The following is a 16499-nucleotide window of genomic DNA, read 5'->3' on the forward strand; positions in this document are numbered from 1 at the left end:
AAAGGCGCCTGACCTGGGCCTTTGCCCGTCAGGCGCCTTTCACTCGACCCACTGAGGTCAAAGCCTGGTTTGCGGTGTAACTCCCAGTTTCTCCCACAGCCATCCCCCTCCTGACCAGCTGTTCCGGACCAGTCACGGACCAAAACCCCGACTCAGCCCTCACTCGCCACCCCCTTGCTGACGCGGTCCCACTCCTCCATCGACTGCTCGATGAGGCGGTTGGCCTGCTCCCGGACGCCGTCCAGGAACTTGGCGTAGTGGCGGAAGAGGACCTCGATGCTCTGGCCCGCGCGGCGGGCCCATTCGGCCGGGTCCACACCGGAGTACAGCCAGAACGAGATCCCTGCGTGCCGCAGATCGTAGGGCCGCTTGGCCAGCCCGGAGGCGAGTTCCGTGTGGGTCAGGACATACTTCCGTGCTCGCGCCCATGTCGTGCCGTACGCGGCTGCGTCCACGTAGTTGCCGACCTGGTTCCGGAACAGCCGCCCGTCCGGCGCCACGCCGAACCAATCGATGTGCGCGCGCAGGATGCGCACGAACTGCGGCGGGATCGGCACAGGTCGGGTCGCGGTAGCCGCGCGGCGCTTGAGCGAGTGCACCTCGTGCACCGCGCCGTCGTCCGTCCAGTCCTTGCCTGCGGCGAGGCGTTCCTCGGCTGCATGTACTACGCGGCCACGCGAACCGGCTGCTTGGGGCGGTGGCTCACCAGCGCGGACGCGGTCCTCACCTGTTCGGAGATAACCCCCTCAACGGGCTCAGGCGGAACGCTCCGCCCGTCAACGAGGAGGTGGACCCGGCTGCCGTCCCCTATCCGGCCCAGGCCAAAGTAACCTTTCTCCACTGCGGTGTTGAGCGCTTCGCTGAACGCAGCCCTCTTGCGCCGCGCTGTCTTGGCTGCAGCCGCCTTGCCGTCCAGCTTGCGGCACAGGGAACTCGGCCCTGGCGGCTACGCGCACTGGCAGGACGAGCGGACGAGGGCTCCCGTTCTCGCTGCACACGCGATCGAGACAGAGGCTGTCCGGCGTAAGGGATGTCGCTCGTCCGGGGGTGCAGAGACCTTCCCGCTGTTCCGGGTGGTGCGCAGCACGGGATGTGTCCCCGGGCCCCTCTCCGCCGGGGCCTTTTCCGAGTCCCGTACCGGAGGTGACCGCCCGTGGTCCTCGTCATCGTCGTTGCCGTGCTGGCCCTGCTCGCCGGCCTCGCAGCCAACCGCTGGCTGCGTCCCCGCCTCATCAGCGAGGACGACGACTCGGGCATGGCGGTCAAAGACTTGGTCGGCCCACTGCTGACCCTGACCGTGCTGCTGCTCGCGTTCGTGCTCGTCACCGCCAACGGTTCCTACGGAAAAGCCGAGGTCGCCTCCCGCGGCGAGGCCCGGGCCGTCGACCAACTCGTCGAGGCCGCCGAGTACGCGCCCGATGCCCAGAGGACCAAGGTCCAGGCAGATGCCGTTTGTTACACCCGCGCCGTTCGCGAGCAGGAATGGCCCGCGATGGCCGACGGCAAGGGATCGGCCGCTCCCAGCGTCTGGTCGACCGACTTCCGCCACGTCTTCCGCGAGATGGAGGGCAGGCCGGTCTTCGGCATGCTGGTGGCCGCCGACAACAAGCGCTCGGAGGAACGCGAGGAGCGGCTGACCCAGGCGACCGCGAGCGTTCCCAGCGCGATCCTCTGGTTCCTGCTGGCAACCCTGGTCATCACTGTCATGGCCCTGGGGACCTGCATCCCCCGACGTAATCACCGAGGGCAGATCATCACCCTCACCGTCATCACCGCACTCCTCACTGGCACCTTGTGCATCATCCTTGACGTCGACCGCCCGTTCGGCGGCATCATCGACGTGAAGCCCACCGCCATCTCCGACATCGAACGCCAGGCCACCCGCGACTTCCTCGCCCACCACCAGGCCGCCGACCTGCCCTGCGACGCCGAAGGCAACCGCCGAAACACCTGACCGAACAGGCCCGGGCTCGCCCGGCGCTCGTCGTCGTCCGCCACAAGCTGTCGCGCATCGACAAGCACAGCGGCTCGCAGAGCAGGCGAGATCGGCTCCCTCAACCAAGGCGGAGGAAGCCAAGCAGAAGGCCAGTGAACAGGCTGAAAGCAACCTCACGGGGGACGAGGAGTCTGCGGACGACGGGTACGGAAACGGCACACCCCGCGTCAGCGGAAAGGTCAACCATCGCTTCAGCGGACCGGCAGAAAGAAGTGTCCCGAGCGACGGGCTACAAGAGCGCGGTTTTCAGTCATCGAGTGTTTCCAGCGAGCGTGATTTCGGCATTGGCAAGCACGCCGCGAGCGAACACGCTGGTACTCGCCGACAAGTCAGCGTTCGGGGTCGGCCCGTCCCCTGCGCGCCGCGGGTCCTATACCCCGGCGTTCGGGCTGTCAGTAGACCGGTGCGCGATCGGGGTGTCGTGCTGCGACATCCGCTCTGCCACAGCGCCCGCGGAGGCGATGGAGGGAAACATGCGCGGCGTACGAGAGGTGATGACGCACTGCCCCTACTGCGCTCTCCAGTGTCCGACACGGTTGCGAAGCGACGACGAGGAGGTCGAGGTCAGTCCCGGTTCCCTGAGCGATGGCCGGCCGGGTGCGCTGTGCCGCAAGGGCTGGACGGCTCCGGAGCTGTTGCGCACTCCCGACCGGCTGCTGCAGCCGCTATTGCGTGGCGCTGACGGGGAGCTCGTCCCGACCGACTGGGACCGGGCGCTGGACTTCATGGCCCACCGCTTACGGGACCTGCGTACCGAGCACGGTTCGGACGTGGTCGGCGTCCTGGGCGGCGGCGGGCTGACCAACGAAAAGGCCTACCTGCTGGGCAAGTTCGCCCGTATCGCGCTGGGTACGAGCCGCATCGACTACAACGGGCGGTTCTGTATGTCCGCGGCCGCAGCAGCCGGCAATGCCGCCTTCGGTCTCGACCGGGGGCTGCCGTTCCCTGTGACCGACCTCGAAGACGCACAGGTAGTCCTCCTCGCCGGTGCCAACCCGGCGAGCACCATGCCGCCGTTGCTGCGGCATCTGGAGCGAGCCCAGCTCGTTGTCATTGATCCTCGCCGTACCGCCACGGCCCGCCGTGCTGCGCTCCATCTGCAGCCTGCCCCCGGCACCGACCTTGCTCTCCTCCAGGGCATGCTGCACGTAGCGGTCGTCGAGGGGCTGGTGAAGCGGGAGTACGTGCGTGAACGCACCGTTGGCTTCCAAGGGGCTTGGCAGCAAGCGTCGGCGTGGTGGCCCGAGCGGGCGGAGCAGGTCACCGGAGTTCCGGCGGCAGAGCAGCGCGCTGCGGTGCGGCTGCTGGCCGAGGCGGAGCGCTCCTACGTGCTCAGCGGCCGGGGCATCGAACAGCACACCAGAGGCACCGACACGGCGGCGGCCCTGATCAACTTATCGCTGGCACTGGGCCTTCCGGGCCGGGAAGGCGGTGGATACGGTTGTCTCACCGGGCAGGGGAACGGACAGGGCGGACGGGAGCACGGCCAGAAAGCCGACCAGTTGCCCGGCTACCGGCCGCTGAGTGACCCGGTCGCACGCGCGCACGTCGCCCGGGTCTGGGGCGTCCCCGTGGAGTCGCTTCCCGGTCCCGGGCCCAGCGCCTGCGAACTCCTCGGCATGCTCGGCGCCCCGGGCGGTCCCCGGGCCCTGTTGGTCTTCGGCTCGAACCCGGTGGTCTCCGCCCCGCACACCAACCATGTCCGCGAACGACTCGCGGCGCTGGACCTGCTGGTGGTGGCGGACTTCGTACTGTCGGAGACGGCCGCACTGGCCGATGTCGTCCTCCCGGTCACGCAGTGGGCCGAAGAAGAGGGCACCCTGACGAATCTGGAGGGCCGAGTACTCCGCCGCCGACGCTTGCTCAGGCCTCCTGGTCAGGCGCGCAGTGACCTGGACGTACTCTCCGGTGTCGCCGCCCGCCTGGGGCAGCCGGCCGAGCGGTTCCCCACCGTGCCGCGCCTAGTCTTCGACGAACTCCGGGCCGCGTCCCGCGGCGGCAGAGCCGACTACTCGGGCATTGACTACGAACGGCTGGACGCGGGTGAGGTACTGCACTGGCCTTGCCCGACCGCGGGCCACCCCGGCACGCCGCGACTGTTCCTGGAACGCTTCGCTCACCCGGACGGAAGGGCGCGGTTCGCCGAGGTCGACCACTGCGACCCCGCCGAAATTCCGGACGAGGACTACCCGCTCCACGCCACCACCGGCCGTCTCCTCCTCCACTACCAGTCGGGCGCGCAGACGCGGAGGATCTCCGAGCTGGCCGCGTCCGCGCCGAACCCGTTCGTTGAGATCCACCCCGATACGGCGCACGCCCTCGGATTGAGTGACGGTGAACTCGCTGACATCGACTCTGCCAACGGTCACGTTGTCGCCCGGGTTCGCCTCGACCGAGGGATTCGTCCGGACACCGTCTTCGTGCCCTTCCACTTTCCGGGCCGCGGTACGGCCAACCTGCTCACCGGCAACGCCCTGGACCCAGTCAGCGGGATGCCGCAATTCAAGTCGGTCGCCGTACGCGTCACGGCACATGGCGCTGCCGGAGAGACCGCATGAGTGCGGTGGTCATCGCCGGCAACGGCCCGGCCGCGCATCGGCTGGCGGAGCGGTTGCGCCGGAACGGGCACCGGGGGGCGATCACCCTCTGCGGTGACGAGCAGGAGCCCGCGTACCAGCGACCCCTCCTCACCGCCGTTCTCACGGGTGAACTGGACGCCGACGACGTGCGGCTTGCCGCGTTGCCCGACGACGTGCGGGTGCTCACCGGCGTCACCGTCACCGGGATCGACCGGCGGCACCGCCAGGTACTCACCAGCGACGGGCGCCGACACCGATTCGACCACCTGGTGCTTGCCGTAGGGGCGCGTACGGCGGTGCCGGACGTGCGCGGGCTGCGTGCGGCTCGCGGCCTGCTCGCGGAGGGCGTGAGGCGACTGCGGAGCCTCGCTGACTGTCGCGAACCTTGCGTCGGACCGACCGTGGTGCTCGGTGGCGGGCTCCGCGGCGTCGAGGCCGCAAACGCGCTGGCCTCCTTCGGGCACGACGTCACGCTCGTGTACCCCGGCCGTACTCCGCTGCACCGTCACGTGGACGCTCGTGCGGGAGGACTACTGGCCCGGGCGCTCAGTGAGGCCGGTGTCGGGCTGCTGCCGGGGCGCCGGGTGACCGGGCACGGCCCGGGAGTCGTGTCCCTCGATGACGGCCGCGAGCTCCCGTGCGGGAGCCTGCTGCTCTGCAGCGGTACGACCCCCAACACCGCTCTGGCACGGGAAGCGGGCCTCGCCGTACACCGAGGTGTTCTGGTGGACGCGCAGCTACGGACCACGGACCCGGGCATCCACGCGCTGGGCGATTGCGCCGAGCACCAAGGTGTCGTTCTCGGCGGACTGACTCACGCATGGCGGCAGGCCGACCGTCTCGCCTGCCTGCTGACGGGTGGTCAGGAGCGGAACAGCGACACAACGGATGTGACCGTACTCCGACCCAGGACACAGGGGTTCGATCTGCTCGCCCTCGGTCCAAAGAACGCCTTCCACGAGGGCATGGCGGAGGACGGTGAGGAGGTGGTGTTCCACGATCCGGCACGTGGCCGCTACGCACGCCTGATCCTGTACCGGCAGCGCGTGCGTGCAGCGGTCCTCGTGGGACTGCCGCGAGCAGCTGCGACCGTGCAGGGCCTCCACGAGCGAGGCCTGCTGGTGCCGCGTGACCGGCTCGCGTTCCTGTCGGGCACGTCCGGCGTCTATCGCGGGCAGCCCGCACCGGACACCTCCGTCGTCTGCCCGTGCAACAACGTCACCCGCGGCACGTTGAGAGCCGCCTGGGACCAGGGTGCCCGGGACGCGGACCGGCTTGTCAGCTCGACCGGCGCGGCCACCGGGTGTGGCACCTGTATGCCCTTCGTCCGTGAATTCTGCGCCGAGCTGAGCCGCGAAGGGATGGTGCCATGACGGAACATGTGGTCGTCGTCGGCCACGGTCCGGTCGGCCACCGCCTGATCGACAGGATCCGGGACGGGGAGCGGGTGCGGCATCGGCGAGTGACGGTGCTGACGGACGAGCCCCACCCCGCCTACGACAGAGTCAATCTGTCGTCCTGCTTCGAGGGCACCAGCTCCACGGAGTTGCTCCTGCCCGGGCCCCGCACGAGGGAGGCCCCGTGGACAGATCTGCGGCTGAGCACGGAAGTGGTGGCCTGCGACCCGGCCGCACACACCGTCACCTGTGCCGACGGGACGAAGGTGGGTTATGACGCGCTGGTCCTCGCCACGGGGTCCCGGCCATGGGTGCCGGCTGTTCCCGGCCATGACTTTCCCGGGTGCTTCACTTACCGCACTCTGGAGGACGTACAGGCGATCCGGAGAGCCGCCCGTCCGGGCAGAGCCGGGGTCGTGGTCGGCGGTGGTCTGCTGGGGCTGGAGGCCGCGAACGCCCTGCGTCTGCTCGGCATGGTGCCGTACGTCGTCGAGACGGCTCCCCGACTGCTGCCGGCGCACACCGACGACGGCGCCGGCCGGCTCCTGGTACACCGCGTCCGCTCACTGGGAATGACCGTGCGATGCGGTACCGGGGTGCGGGAGGTGACACCCGGGGCGGACGGACGGGTGGCGGCGGTGGTGCTGTCGGACGGCACCGAAGTCGAGGCCTGTCTGGTCGTCTTCACCGCCGGCATCCGGCCTCGTGACGAACTGGCCGCGGCCACCGGACCTATCCGCGCGGACCGCGGTGGGTTCCTGGTGGACGAGCGGTGCCGGACAAGCAGCGACAGAATCTGGGCCATAGGCGAGTGCGCCGCGATCCACGGGCGCTGTTACGGGCTGGTGGCGCCCGGATACCGGATGGCGGAAGCGGTGGCACGGCAGTTACTGGGCGCCTCGGACGCTTGCTTCCGTGGAGAGAACAGCGTTATTCGCCTCAAGCTTCCCGGTGTCGACATGGCCGCATTCGGTGATGTGCACGCCGAAACGCGGGACGCGATGGAGTTTTGCTGGAACGACCACTCGACGGGCACTTATTCCAAGCTGGTGCTCGCCGGTGATGGCAGGACACTGATCGGCGCGATTCTTGTAGGAGCGAGTGTGGGTGCATTGCCCGTGCTCCATGTGTTGCGAGGGCATGAGCTGTCCGCCTCGCCGGAGGAACTGCTGAGGTCCGTGATGCCGGGGGCAGCTCCGGTACCGTGAGATTCTTTGAACCGTTGATCAGGTATGCGAAAAAGGGGACGGATGTGTCTTCTGATTCCGGTCGTCTCTCTCCTCGGCTCGGCCTTTTGTCGATCACCGTGTTCGGCTTGGCGTACATGGCGCCGGCCACAGTCGTCACGATCTTCGGAGTCATTTCCGCAGCGTCCCACGGCACTGCTCCCATGGCGTTCTTCATCGCCACCGTCGCCATGACCTTGACGGCGCTGAGCTACGGAAAATTGGCCCGGCGGTTCCCCACGTCCGGGTCTGTTTACACCTATGCCCGGCGCACCCTCGGTCCGCGGTCCGGCTTTCTGGCCGGATGGGTGCTGCTGCTCGATTACTTCTTCCTGCCGATGGTCGCCTGGCTGATTCAGGCGACCTATATGCACGCTCAGCTCACCTTCCTCCCGATGTGGGGTTGGCTGGTCGCCGTGATCGTGGCCACGACACTGGTGAACGCGCTCGGCATCGTGATCGCGGACCAGGTGAACAAGGTACTTCTCGGCTTGACCGCCCTGGGCCTGCTGGCACTCGTGACGGCGTGCCTGCTGCAGCTCGACGAAGCCTCATCCGGAGCCGGTTCCCGGGCCCTGTGGAACGAGGCGAGTTCGCTGAGCACCAGCGCAGCTGCCGCCGCCGTGGCCGCCTACGCCTTTCTCGGCTTCGACGCCCTCAGCACCCTCGGGGAGGAGGCGCGGGAGCCGCGCCGTGACATTCCGCGCGGCATCGTCCTGACCGTGCTCGTCGGGGGTGCCGTCTTCTGCGCCGTCAGCCTGCTCATGCAGTGGCTGCACCCGGGAGGAGAGTTCGAGAACGAGGACGCCGGCGGATACGAGGTGGTGGCCACGGTCGGTCCGACTTATTTGGCCGATCTCGTCAGCGCCGTCATCATTGTCGGAGGTCTCGCATCCTGTGTGGCCATCCAAGCCGGCACAAGTCGGCTGCTGTACGCGATGGGGCGGGACGGAGTGCTGCCCCACCGGGTATTCGGCTACCTTCATCCGCGACTTCACACCCCGTTGTTCAATCTCGGACTCGTGATGGCGGTCGGACTCTTCGCCGTACTCCTGTCTCTCACGACGGCAGCTTCCTTCATCAACTTCGGGGCTTTTCTCGCGTTCACGCTGGTCAATGTCTGCGTGATCGCCACATGGTGGCACAACTACCGCGAAGGAACGAAGACAGCTTTCACTCATCTCGTACTGCCGCTGGCAGGCGCAGTGGTAGATCTGTACCTGCTCAGCAGGCTGAACCAGACCGCCCTGCTGCTGGGAATTTCCTGGCTGGTTCTGGGGCTTGTGTACCTGTGTGTACTGACCAGAGGGCTACGCGTCGACCCTCCTGAACTCACGTCGGAAAAGCAGAATGCAGGGAGTCGGGGAGGGGTAAAGCGACCCTCATGACGCAGACCCTGAAAGACCCGAGGACCGGTCGAGAACGGTTCATGGTGGCGGCGACTGACGCATTGGGGATCGACGATGCGATCAGCGCGGCGCAGGTAGCCGCACCATGGTGGGCCAATCTCACCACAGGCGAGCGGTCCCGCAAGCTGTTACACCTCGCCACTGTGGTCGAGCAGGCCGCTGAGGAGTACGTACGCGCTGAACAGGCTGGGACCGGCAAGCCGGAAACCGAGGCACGGGGAGAGGTGGAGCAGTGCGTCGACCTCATCCGGTTCTTCGCGGGAGCCGTCCGCACCGACCTCACCCCCGGTAGCGGCGCGAGGCTACGCGGGCGCGAGAGCTGGGTCCGCTGGGAGCCGCTGGGCATCGTCGCCGCCATCGTGCCCTGGAACTACCCGCTGCTGATGGCGACATGGCGCTTCGCCCCGGCGCTCGCGGCCGGAAACACGGTACTGCTCAAGCCGGCCGAGACCACTCCCGAGAGCGCCCTGCTCCTGGGTCGGCACGCCCAGGAGGCCCTCGGCGACGGGGTGCTGCAGACCGTGCCAGGTGACCGGGACACGGGCCGGTTGGTCGCCGCCCACAGCGGAGTGGACGGCATCGCCTTCACCGGCAGCCGCGCTGGCGGCCTCGACGTCCTGCGCAAGGCGGGGCTTCGCCGGGTCAGCCTGGAACTCGGCGGCAACTGCCCCGTCCTCGTCCTTCCCGACGCGCCCGCTCACACCTACGAGAAGCTCGTCGCCGCCGTCACCTACAACGCGGGGCAGAGCTGCGCCTCTCCCGCCCGGGTCCTGACCCTCGGGGAATCCTACGGACGTACCGTCGATGGCCTCAGCGAGGCGATGGCGGCCAAACGGGCGGGGAAGGACTTCGGACCGTTGAACAACCCGGACCAGGCAGCACGCTTCGACGGCATCATCGGCTCCAGCGCCGCCGGCATCAGGTACAGCGGCGAATTGGACGTCGCCGCGAACGAGGAGGGCGGCTATTGGCGCCCGGGGGTCATTCTGGCCGATGTCCCGGAGAAGGACCCCGCGGTCACGGAGGAGATCTTCGGCCCCGCTCTCACCGTGCAAGCGTTCGACACTCTTGAAGAGCTGTTGAGCGCGGCCAACGGTGTGCCGCACGCTCTTGCCGCGAGTGTGTGGGGCGAGGCGTCCGCCCCGGCGCTGCGCCTCGCCCGCGCGCTGAACGCCGGTGAGGTGTGGGTGAACTGCCACCTGGAGCAGACGGCCGAGCTACCACACGGCGGCCGTAAGGGCTCGGGGCACGGCACGGACATGAGCGTCTTGGCGCTGACGGAGTATCAACGGCCGAAGACAATCATGGTCGACGTCACGTCGTAACACGCCTCGGAGAGCCCCTTTCACGTGAAAGGGGCTCTTCCTTCACCGGGTACCGGACTACCCGGAACCCTCCTGCTTGACCGTCTCGAAGACGACGCGGGCGGAGAGAGAGGACACGAGGTCGTCGAGGTCCTTTGGACTGTCGGTGCCGACAACGAACACGGCGGGACGGGTGTAGGAGTCCGCCGCCTCCGGCACGGTGTCGCCGACCGCGAGCTGGAGATGGGACGCGATCACCGATGGGTGAGCGGCGACCTCGTCCCACCCGTGCACCGAGCGCAGCCGTCCCGGTGGCGCGAGAACGAACTGTGCGCATGCGGCGCGGGTGGCGGGCGGAACGGGCTGCGGGGGGCGGCCGAGCAGATCGTCCAGCAGCATGCCGTACAGGGTGAGACCCGGGCGGACGTGTTCCACCAGCGCGTGGATGAAGTCGCCGCCGCCGCGATCGTGCAGCTCGCCCAGGACGATGCCCGAGGCGGTGACCCAGAATTCGACGTGAAAGACGCCATGCGTGATGCCGACTGTGGTCAGCGCCCGCTCGACGGCCTCACGCGCGGCGGCGTCGGTCGCCGGGTCAAGGCCTGCGGGCATCCGGTGGCTCGTTTCGACGAATCCCTCGCCCTTGCCTTTGCGGGTCAGTGCCAGAACTTGTGGTCTCCCGCCGGTGACGACGCCCTCGGCAGAGTACTCGTCCCCCTCCACGTACGTTTCAACCAGGAAGGAGTGCGGCCGACCGAGGGGCTTCATCGCCGCGGGCAGTGTGTCGAACTTGGCTACGGCGCCGGCCAGGTCATCGGACCCGTTCACGACAGTCACGCCGATGCCCGCGAGCCCGTCACGGGGCTTGACGACCCACGGTCCGGTGCCGGTCTCGCGCAGGAACCGCTCCGCCTCCCGCACGTCGTGGCACTCGGCGGTGAGCGGTTGCGGAAAGCCGGCCTGTCGCAGGCGCTGTCTGCACTCGTCCTTGCGTCGGATACGAAGCACGGCCTCGGGGTCGTTGCCGACGAGGCCGAGGTCGCGCGCCACCCAGGCCGTCGGCAGCACTGACAGCTCGCGAATGGTGGCCGCGGCGACGATCCGGCCGCGGTTGTCCGCGGCCCAGGCACGGCAGGCACGTACGTCGTGCACGTCGAGAGAGACCGTCTCGTCCATCGGGGGCTGTTCGCTCCCGGCGGCGGCCAGATTGTCCTGCGTGTCAGCGCCCAGGAGGCGGAGTCCGCGCTGCCGCGCCTGTGTACTCAGCCGGCGGATCTGATCCCTTCCCCAAGGGGTGCTCGCGGTGCTGCCCATCACGAGCAGCGTCGCCTCCGGCATGCCGCTTCCTTTCTCTGGCCACGCATCGATGAGGTGAACGGGGTGAAGGAGGAGAGGGCTTTCTGCCTGGACGCACGGTATATCGGGTCACGGCACCGCACGCCCTGGGCGAATCAGAGCGTGCGGTGTGGCAGTCCGGTTTCAGCCGATCAGCCGCCCGTGCACGGCGCAGGTGTGGCAGGGACAGTGCGGACAGCCCACATCGTGCAGGTACTGCGGGACCTCGGACTTGGTGTCGCACAGGAAGCAGTGCAGGTCGCCCACCTCGCTGAGTACCTCCTCGTAGGTGACGATCGCCATGCGCTTGTCGGAGTCGACCGCCATGTGGGGCGCCCCCATCGCCAGAATGACGTGGTCCGTCACGGCGCCGACCGCGTGGGTGACCGAGCCCTCGACGAGGTAGATCTGGCCGGCCTCTGTGGGGTGGACGCGGCCGTTGTAGGTGATGGTGCCCCGGCCTGCGAGTACCGCGAGCAGATGATGCCCGGGGTGGGTGTGCGGTGGAAATCCGGCGCCGGCCGGTAGCCGGATCACGTCGGCGCCGACAGTGCCGTTGCTGACCAGGCTCAGCCCGGTGGAATCGGCGCCGTGCATGGGTACCGGCCGTTCCCCATGCGGGATGTGCAAGGAGGTGGAGTCGCTGCCGATCGCCGATTCGGCCCAGCGGACGATCGACAGGTGCTCCTGGCCGGGCTTTTCGGTGGTGGTCACGATGCGTCGGCCTCTCGGTCGACGAAGTGGTCGGCGTTGAGCTGGGTGAAGTGTTCCCACTCCGGCGGTACTTCGGCCTCTGGATAGATGGCGTCGACGGGGCAGACCGTCAGACACAGGTCGCAGTCCACGCACCGTTCGGGGTCGATGAACAGTTGCCGGTCCTTTTCGCCGCCCTCGATGCAGTCGACGGGGCAGACGTCGACACAGGCCCCGTCCTTGATGTCGACGCAGGGCTGGGTGATCACGTACGTCATGCGGACTCCTCGCGTGGGCCGATGGCGTCGTCACTGCGCGGTCGCGGCGTCGTGACGGGTGTGCTAAGGGGTTCTTCGCCAGCCAGGACTTCGAGGTCAGGGCATACCGGCCCGCGGAGGCGGCTACCGGTGCGCAGATCGAAGGTGGCCCCGTGCCAGGGGCAGATCAGTAGACTTCCGGTGACGGTGCCCTCGGTCAGCGGCGCGCCACGGTGCGGACAGCGCGCTGGCACGTGGACAGTACGGTCGGCGACGCGGACCGGGAAAGTGTTCTGGCCGGTCCGCGGGCCGGTTCGGACGGTGTCGGTCATCGAGTCCTCCGTTACGGCGTCAGGTCGGTGACCTTGCCGGTCCACTTGGCGTCGAAGGTCAGGTCCCTGCGGTAGGTGGCGTCCGCGATTCCCTTGGCCCACTGCGTGTAGCGGTGGCCCAGGACCATGTCCCGTGGCCGGAAACGGTTCTCCGGGCGGTAGAGGCATCGATTGAGGCGCACATCGCCGAGGCCGTTCCAGTCCTTGCCGCGGTGGTGGACGGTGAGGGGGAGCCGGCAGGCCAGCCGTATCCCGGACGCCGCGTGTCCTCCGTGGTTGGCGTCCTCGGCGATGGCGATGTCGGGGAGGTTGAAGCCCTGCGGGGCGAAGCGCATGACGGGCGCATAGTTCTGCGCCTTCTTCACCGCGTTGTAGCGCATCCGCTGAGCGATGATGTTGTACATGCCCACGCGACCGGCCGTGATGCCGAACGCGGCACAGTCGAAGCCATCGCGGAAGCCCGTGTAGCAGAACAGGTCGGTGAACTCCATCGTCCACGGCTGCTGCAGCTTCGTTCCATGCGGGACGGTGAAGACCGCGATGTCGACGGGCAGGTCCTCGGCGTTGGCAGCCCAGTGCGCGCACTCCTGTATGACCCGGGTCGGAGTGCTCCCCGCTTCCAGGGCCCGCTCAAGGAACGCGTCCCAGGCCTCGCCCGTGCCCTCGCGCGAGGGCGGTTCGGCGCCGGTCTGCGCGTACAGGTGGGCACAGAGTCCCTCGGGCAGCAGCTGCCTACGCCGGTAGATCGCGCGTGGCAGGAGGAATTCGCGGCGTTCCCAATTGCTGCCGTCGAAGTGCAGACACCGCTCGTACGTGGCCTCCGCGCGCTGTCGCAACACGCGTAGGTGCTGGGCGTAGCGCACCGGGTCGCCGTCCAGGAGATCGGCTGGGCCCTGGTCGGGGAGCCCCTCGCCGTAGGCCGCGTCCTTGCGGGTGAGGAAGAGGGCCAGCGCCGGGAACGACACGAGGGTCTGGTTCATCTCCTGCAGGACGAACCCCGCCTCGTGCCAGCATCGCAGGAGGGTCACGAGCGCCAACCGGGCCGGTGACCAGTCGGCCACCGGTTGCTCCGCGCAGTTCGCGACGACTGCGGACACCCCGCGGTTGTCCAACACGGTTTCGTCCATCAGGAAGCGCATGCGTTCCACCTGGGTGACCCGTCGCGCGAGTGTGGCGAGCAGTTCGTTCCGCTCTTCTCCTGGCAGTTCCGTCCAGGAGCGTCGGGCGGCTGCCTCGAGCGCGCCTACGGCGACCCGCCGTCCGCGCCACAGATCGTTGCGGGTGTGGGGGGCCGGAAGGAAGAGCGCGCCTGCATGAACGGCAGTCGCCAGTGCGTCGACGTCCGTGGTCTCGGCCTCGGTCAGCACGGTCTTGGAGTGCCGCAGTCCCATTTCGTGCGAAAGGGCGGCCAGAGTGGGGGGATCGACTCCAGGTTCCAGCATCCCGAGCCACCGGGTCATGCGGTGCAACGCTCGGTCGACGCTGTCACCCCGGCCGAGGGCACGACAGAACAGACACCACCAGACCAGGGAGGCGTGTGCGTACGGAATTTTGAAGCTGTACCACAGCCGTTGAAAGCGAGAGAAGTCCTCCCTCGCAATTCCCTCGGATGTGATATCGAGAGGTTTCCATTGTTTCCTGATCTTGTCAATGGACACTTCGATGCTTTCGGGTTTCCAGTACCCGGCAGCGGCGATCCCTAGAGCGACGATGACATCGTCGTCGCCGGAAAACATGTCGAGTCGACGGTAGAGGTCCCTCTCCACGGCGGCCGTATCCGCATCGTCTTGTTCATCGAACTCCGGACGTGAGCGCAGTTCCAGGAGCATTACGCGTGCCCTTCATCGGTCCACGGCACGTCGGCAGACTTGCGCACACGCCTGTCTGCCGACGTCCTGGAAGAGGGGAGGCGGTATTCCTGAGCGAGGAAATGATTCCTGCCGAACGCAGCGTAGGAGTCGCGTAGAAGGCGGTCAACGGAGCGACGACTGGCAAGTATCCGTTTCCGGTCACGTGTGGCAGGCGTGACAGCCGATCCGGATGACGACCTCCGGAAGCGGCTCGTACGTCATCTCAAGACAGTCAAGGCCACCCTTCAGCCATTCGTCGATCGCACTATTAATCGAACTGTGAGCAGCCGCCTACCAGGACGGGCGAAACGGGCCACTCGGCCTTTCTTCCGATGGTCACTTCGGCCAAAATCCGGTCGTCGCTGGGCGTCCCGTCGGGGCTGCTGGATTTCCGGGCCTGCTTGCTGGATTCTGATTCGGACCATGAGTCGGTACACAGGAAGATTGAGGGTGACGCCGTGGCGAAAGGAACGATTCTTGTTCTGGGAACATCAGGGATGCCATCTTGGGGGCGGGACCAGATGGAGCGGCTGAGCGGACAAGCCCGTCGCCGCGACCTGCGTCTGGTAGGCGCGGACACCGCGACGAAGCTGGCCCAGGCCACACCGCAGGAGCGAGCGGTCTTCGACGAAACGGTGGCTCTCGACGTACAGGACCCGCAGGCATGTCGGGCCTGGGCGACCGGCCGGACGGGGTTCGACGCCGTTGTCACCATCGCGGAACTCTCCGTGCTGCCCGTCGCGGAGATCGCACGGGAGCTCGGCCTGCCGGGCAACGACCCCGAAGCGGTGAGAGGTATCCGCTACAAGGACCGGTGCCGGCAGCTGCTGCGCGACGCGGGCTTCCCACAACCGGAGTCGGCCGTGTGCCATGGCCTTGAGGAGGCCCGACGCTTCGTCGAGCGGACGGCTCCTGGCCCATGGGTGGTCAAGCCTCGCGACGGCCTGGCCAGCATCGGCGTCTGCCTGGTCCGGGAGCCCGAGGACCTGTCGGCGGCCGTGGCGCAGGCGTCCAGCGCGTCCCTTGTGGAGGAGGTCCCGCAGAATCAGGCGGCGGAACCCACCTCGGACCAGGCCCACGTCACCGACGAGGAACTGCGGCAGACCGCCCCATTCCTTGTCGAGACCCACGTGAGCGGGACGGAGTATTCCGCCGAAGGCGTCTTCATCGAGGGTGCACCCCTCGTACTAGGGCTCACCCGCAAGGAGGTGACCAGCGGCTTCATCTCCACGAGCCAGCGCATGCCATCGGGGCTGGACGAAGCGACGGCATCGGCGGCCCGTGACACCGTGACGCGCGCACTGACGGAGACGGGAATCACGCATGGCGCTTTCCACGTCGAGCTGTGGCTCACCGAGCACGGTGTCGTCCTGGGCGAATTCCACATCCGCACGGGGGGCGACTTCATCCATGCACTGGTGGAACACACCAGGCCCGGCCTCGAGTTCTACGGGATGCACCTCGACGATCTGCTCGGCAACGCTCCCGGCCTGGTCCCGCCCGTCACACGCGCTGCCCGGGTCCAGTTCCTGTTCCCACCGACCGGCAGGCTGCGGGCGGTGCATGGCTGGGACGAACTCGCAGCTCACCCGGCAGTGCTCAACGCCGACCTCACCGTGTCACCCGGCGACATCATCCCGCCCACAGCGGACTCCTTCACGCGTGCGGGCGTGTTCGTCGTCGGTGGCGACACCGCCGAGGACGTCGACGCCTTGGCGGACAGCCTGAAAGCGCAACTCGTCTTCGAGACCGAGTGACGATCGGCCCGGCACCTTGCAACGCGCTGTACGGGAAAGGGCCCACGGGGATGACGTGGCGCATCGGCCGTGTGGTGCCGGGCCCGACCATGACTATGAGGATGCCTTCGCCGGCTACTTCTTATCGTCGGTCACATCGAAGGACACGTGCGAGGCCAGGTCCCCGGCCAGCGCATCGACCTCCGCCAGGGTGTCCCCGCCGACGACGAAAACAGCAGGCCGCGTATAGGAGTCCGTCGGGGGCGGAAGATGGTCCCCGGGACGGCAATCGAGGTGAGCCGCGAGTACCGCGGGGTGGCTCGTGACCTCTTCCCACCCGCGCACAGCCACCAGCCTCCCCTGGGGCGGCAGGACGAACTCGGCA

General features: G+C 67.9%; 13 protein-coding genes and 1 pseudogene. 7 read left to right on the forward strand and 7 right to left on the reverse strand.

From position 1 onward, the window contains the following. Nucleotides 1-152: 152 nt before the first annotated feature. A complete protein-coding gene (locus tag GKQ77_RS01355) occupies nt 153-557 on the reverse strand; it encodes a site-specific integrase (protein ID WP_258020686.1) in 405 nt (134 codons plus the stop codon). Nucleotides 558-1153: 596 nt separating this feature from the next. On the opposite strand from GKQ77_RS01355, the gene GKQ77_RS01360 reads away from it, so the two are divergent. The 6 genes from GKQ77_RS01360 to GKQ77_RS01385 all read left to right on the forward strand — a co-directional run bounded on the left by GKQ77_RS01360 (nt 1154) and on the right by GKQ77_RS01385 (nt 9932). Next, nucleotides 1154-1954 carry a bestrophin-like domain gene (locus GKQ77_RS01360; RefSeq protein WP_219686722.1) on the forward strand — a complete coding sequence of 267 codons (801 nt, stop codon included), beginning with the start codon at nt 1154-1156 and terminating at the stop codon, nt 1952-1954. 515 nt (nt 1955-2469) lie between these two features. Then, nucleotides 2470-4554 (forward strand): molybdopterin oxidoreductase family protein, encoded by a 2085-nt coding sequence (locus GKQ77_RS01365; protein WP_219686733.1) that lies wholly within the window; start codon nt 2470-2472, stop codon nt 4552-4554. Then, nucleotides 4551-5948 carry an FAD-dependent oxidoreductase gene (locus GKQ77_RS01370; protein ID WP_219686723.1) on the forward strand — a complete coding sequence of 466 codons (1398 nt, stop codon included), beginning with the start codon at nt 4551-4553 and terminating at the stop codon, nt 5946-5948. The genes GKQ77_RS01365 and GKQ77_RS01370 overlap by 4 nt, the downstream gene beginning before the upstream one ends. Before the next feature lie 8 nt (nt 5949-5956). Further along, entirely contained in the window at nt 5957-7180 is a 1224-nt protein-coding gene (locus tag GKQ77_RS01375; RefSeq protein ID WP_308117507.1) for an NAD(P)/FAD-dependent oxidoreductase, read from the forward strand. A 44-nt stretch (nt 7181-7224) separates the two neighbouring features. Beyond that, nucleotides 7225-8586, forward strand: coding sequence for an APC family permease (locus tag GKQ77_RS01380; protein ID WP_308117508.1), 1362 nt, complete (start codon nt 7225-7227; stop codon nt 8584-8586). Further along, entirely contained in the window at nt 8583-9932 is a 1350-nt protein-coding gene (locus GKQ77_RS01385) for an aldehyde dehydrogenase family protein (protein ID WP_219686725.1), read from the forward strand. Before GKQ77_RS01380 ends, GKQ77_RS01385 begins: the two co-directional genes overlap by 4 nt. Before the next feature lie 57 nt (nt 9933-9989). Here the strand turns inward: GKQ77_RS01385 and GKQ77_RS01390 are convergent, their stop codons facing one another. From GKQ77_RS01390 to GKQ77_RS01410, 5 genes are all read right to left on the reverse strand, one after another. Continuing rightward, a complete protein-coding gene (locus GKQ77_RS01390) occupies nt 9990-11249 on the reverse strand; it encodes an ATP-grasp domain-containing protein (protein WP_219686726.1) in 1260 nt (419 codons plus the stop codon). 141 nt (nt 11250-11390) lie between these two features. Then, complete coding sequence (locus GKQ77_RS01395) at nt 11391-11960, reverse strand: cupin domain-containing protein (protein ID WP_308117509.1); 570 nt, start codon at nt 11958-11960, stop codon at nt 11391-11393. After that, nucleotides 11957-12217: a ferredoxin family protein gene (locus tag GKQ77_RS01400; protein WP_219686727.1), complete on the reverse strand. Its 261-nt coding sequence runs from the start codon at nt 12215-12217 to the stop codon at nt 11957-11959. The genes GKQ77_RS01395 and GKQ77_RS01400 overlap by 4 nt, the downstream gene beginning before the upstream one ends. Beyond that, a complete protein-coding gene (locus GKQ77_RS34040; protein WP_219686728.1) occupies nt 12214-12528 on the reverse strand; it encodes a Rieske 2Fe-2S domain-containing protein in 315 nt (104 codons plus the stop codon). Before GKQ77_RS34040 ends, GKQ77_RS01400 begins: the two co-directional genes overlap by 4 nt. Nucleotides 12529-12539: 11 nt before the next feature. Beyond that, the gene (locus GKQ77_RS01410; RefSeq protein WP_219686729.1) at nt 12540-13919 is read right to left on the reverse strand and encodes a hypothetical protein; all 1380 of its coding nucleotides are present in this window, start codon (nt 13917-13919) and stop codon (nt 12540-12542) included. A gap of 791 nt (nt 13920-14710) precedes the next feature. Here GKQ77_RS01410 and GKQ77_RS01415 point away from each other — a divergent pair. Continuing rightward, a complete protein-coding gene (locus GKQ77_RS01415; protein ID WP_219686730.1) occupies nt 14711-16135 on the forward strand; it encodes an ATP-grasp domain-containing protein in 1425 nt (474 codons plus the stop codon). A 114-nt stretch (nt 16136-16249) separates the two neighbouring features. Here the strand turns inward: GKQ77_RS01415 and GKQ77_RS01420 are convergent. After that, nucleotides 16250-16499 (reverse strand): annotated as a pseudogene (locus GKQ77_RS01420) (ATP-grasp domain-containing protein); the annotation flags it as partial.

It is taken from the genome of Streptomyces anatolicus (assembly GCF_019400875.1).
Lineage (GTDB): Bacteria > Actinomycetota > Actinomycetes > Streptomycetales > Streptomycetaceae > Streptomyces > Streptomyces anatolicus.

Bases quoted from the DNA above. Each gene is read 5' to 3' on its own strand.
- GKQ77_RS01390 (WP_219686726.1), bottom strand. From the start codon at position 11,249: ATGCCGGAGGCGACGCTGCTCGTGATGGGCAGCACCGCGAGCACCCCT.
- GKQ77_RS01400 (WP_219686727.1), bottom strand. From the start codon at position 12,217: ATGACGTACGTGATCACCCAGCCCTGCGTCGACATCAAGGACGGGGCC.
- GKQ77_RS34040 (WP_219686728.1), bottom strand. From the start codon at position 12,528: ATGACCGACACCGTCCGAACCGGCCCGCGGACCGGCCAGAACACTTTC.
- GKQ77_RS01415 (WP_219686730.1), top strand. From the start codon at position 14,711: ATGGTCACTTCGGCCAAAATCCGGTCGTCGCTGGGCGTCCCGTCGGGG.
- GKQ77_RS01385 (WP_219686725.1), top strand. From the start codon at position 8,583: ATGACGCAGACCCTGAAAGACCCGAGGACCGGTCGAGAACGGTTCATG.
- GKQ77_RS01365 (WP_219686733.1), top strand. From the start codon at position 2,470: ATGCGCGGCGTACGAGAGGTGATGACGCACTGCCCCTACTGCGCTCTC.
- GKQ77_RS01370 (WP_219686723.1), top strand. From the start codon at position 4,551: ATGAGTGCGGTGGTCATCGCCGGCAACGGCCCGGCCGCGCATCGGCTG.
- GKQ77_RS01410 (WP_219686729.1), bottom strand. From the start codon at position 13,919: ATGGGACTGCGGCACTCCAAGACCGTGCTGACCGAGGCCGAGACCACG.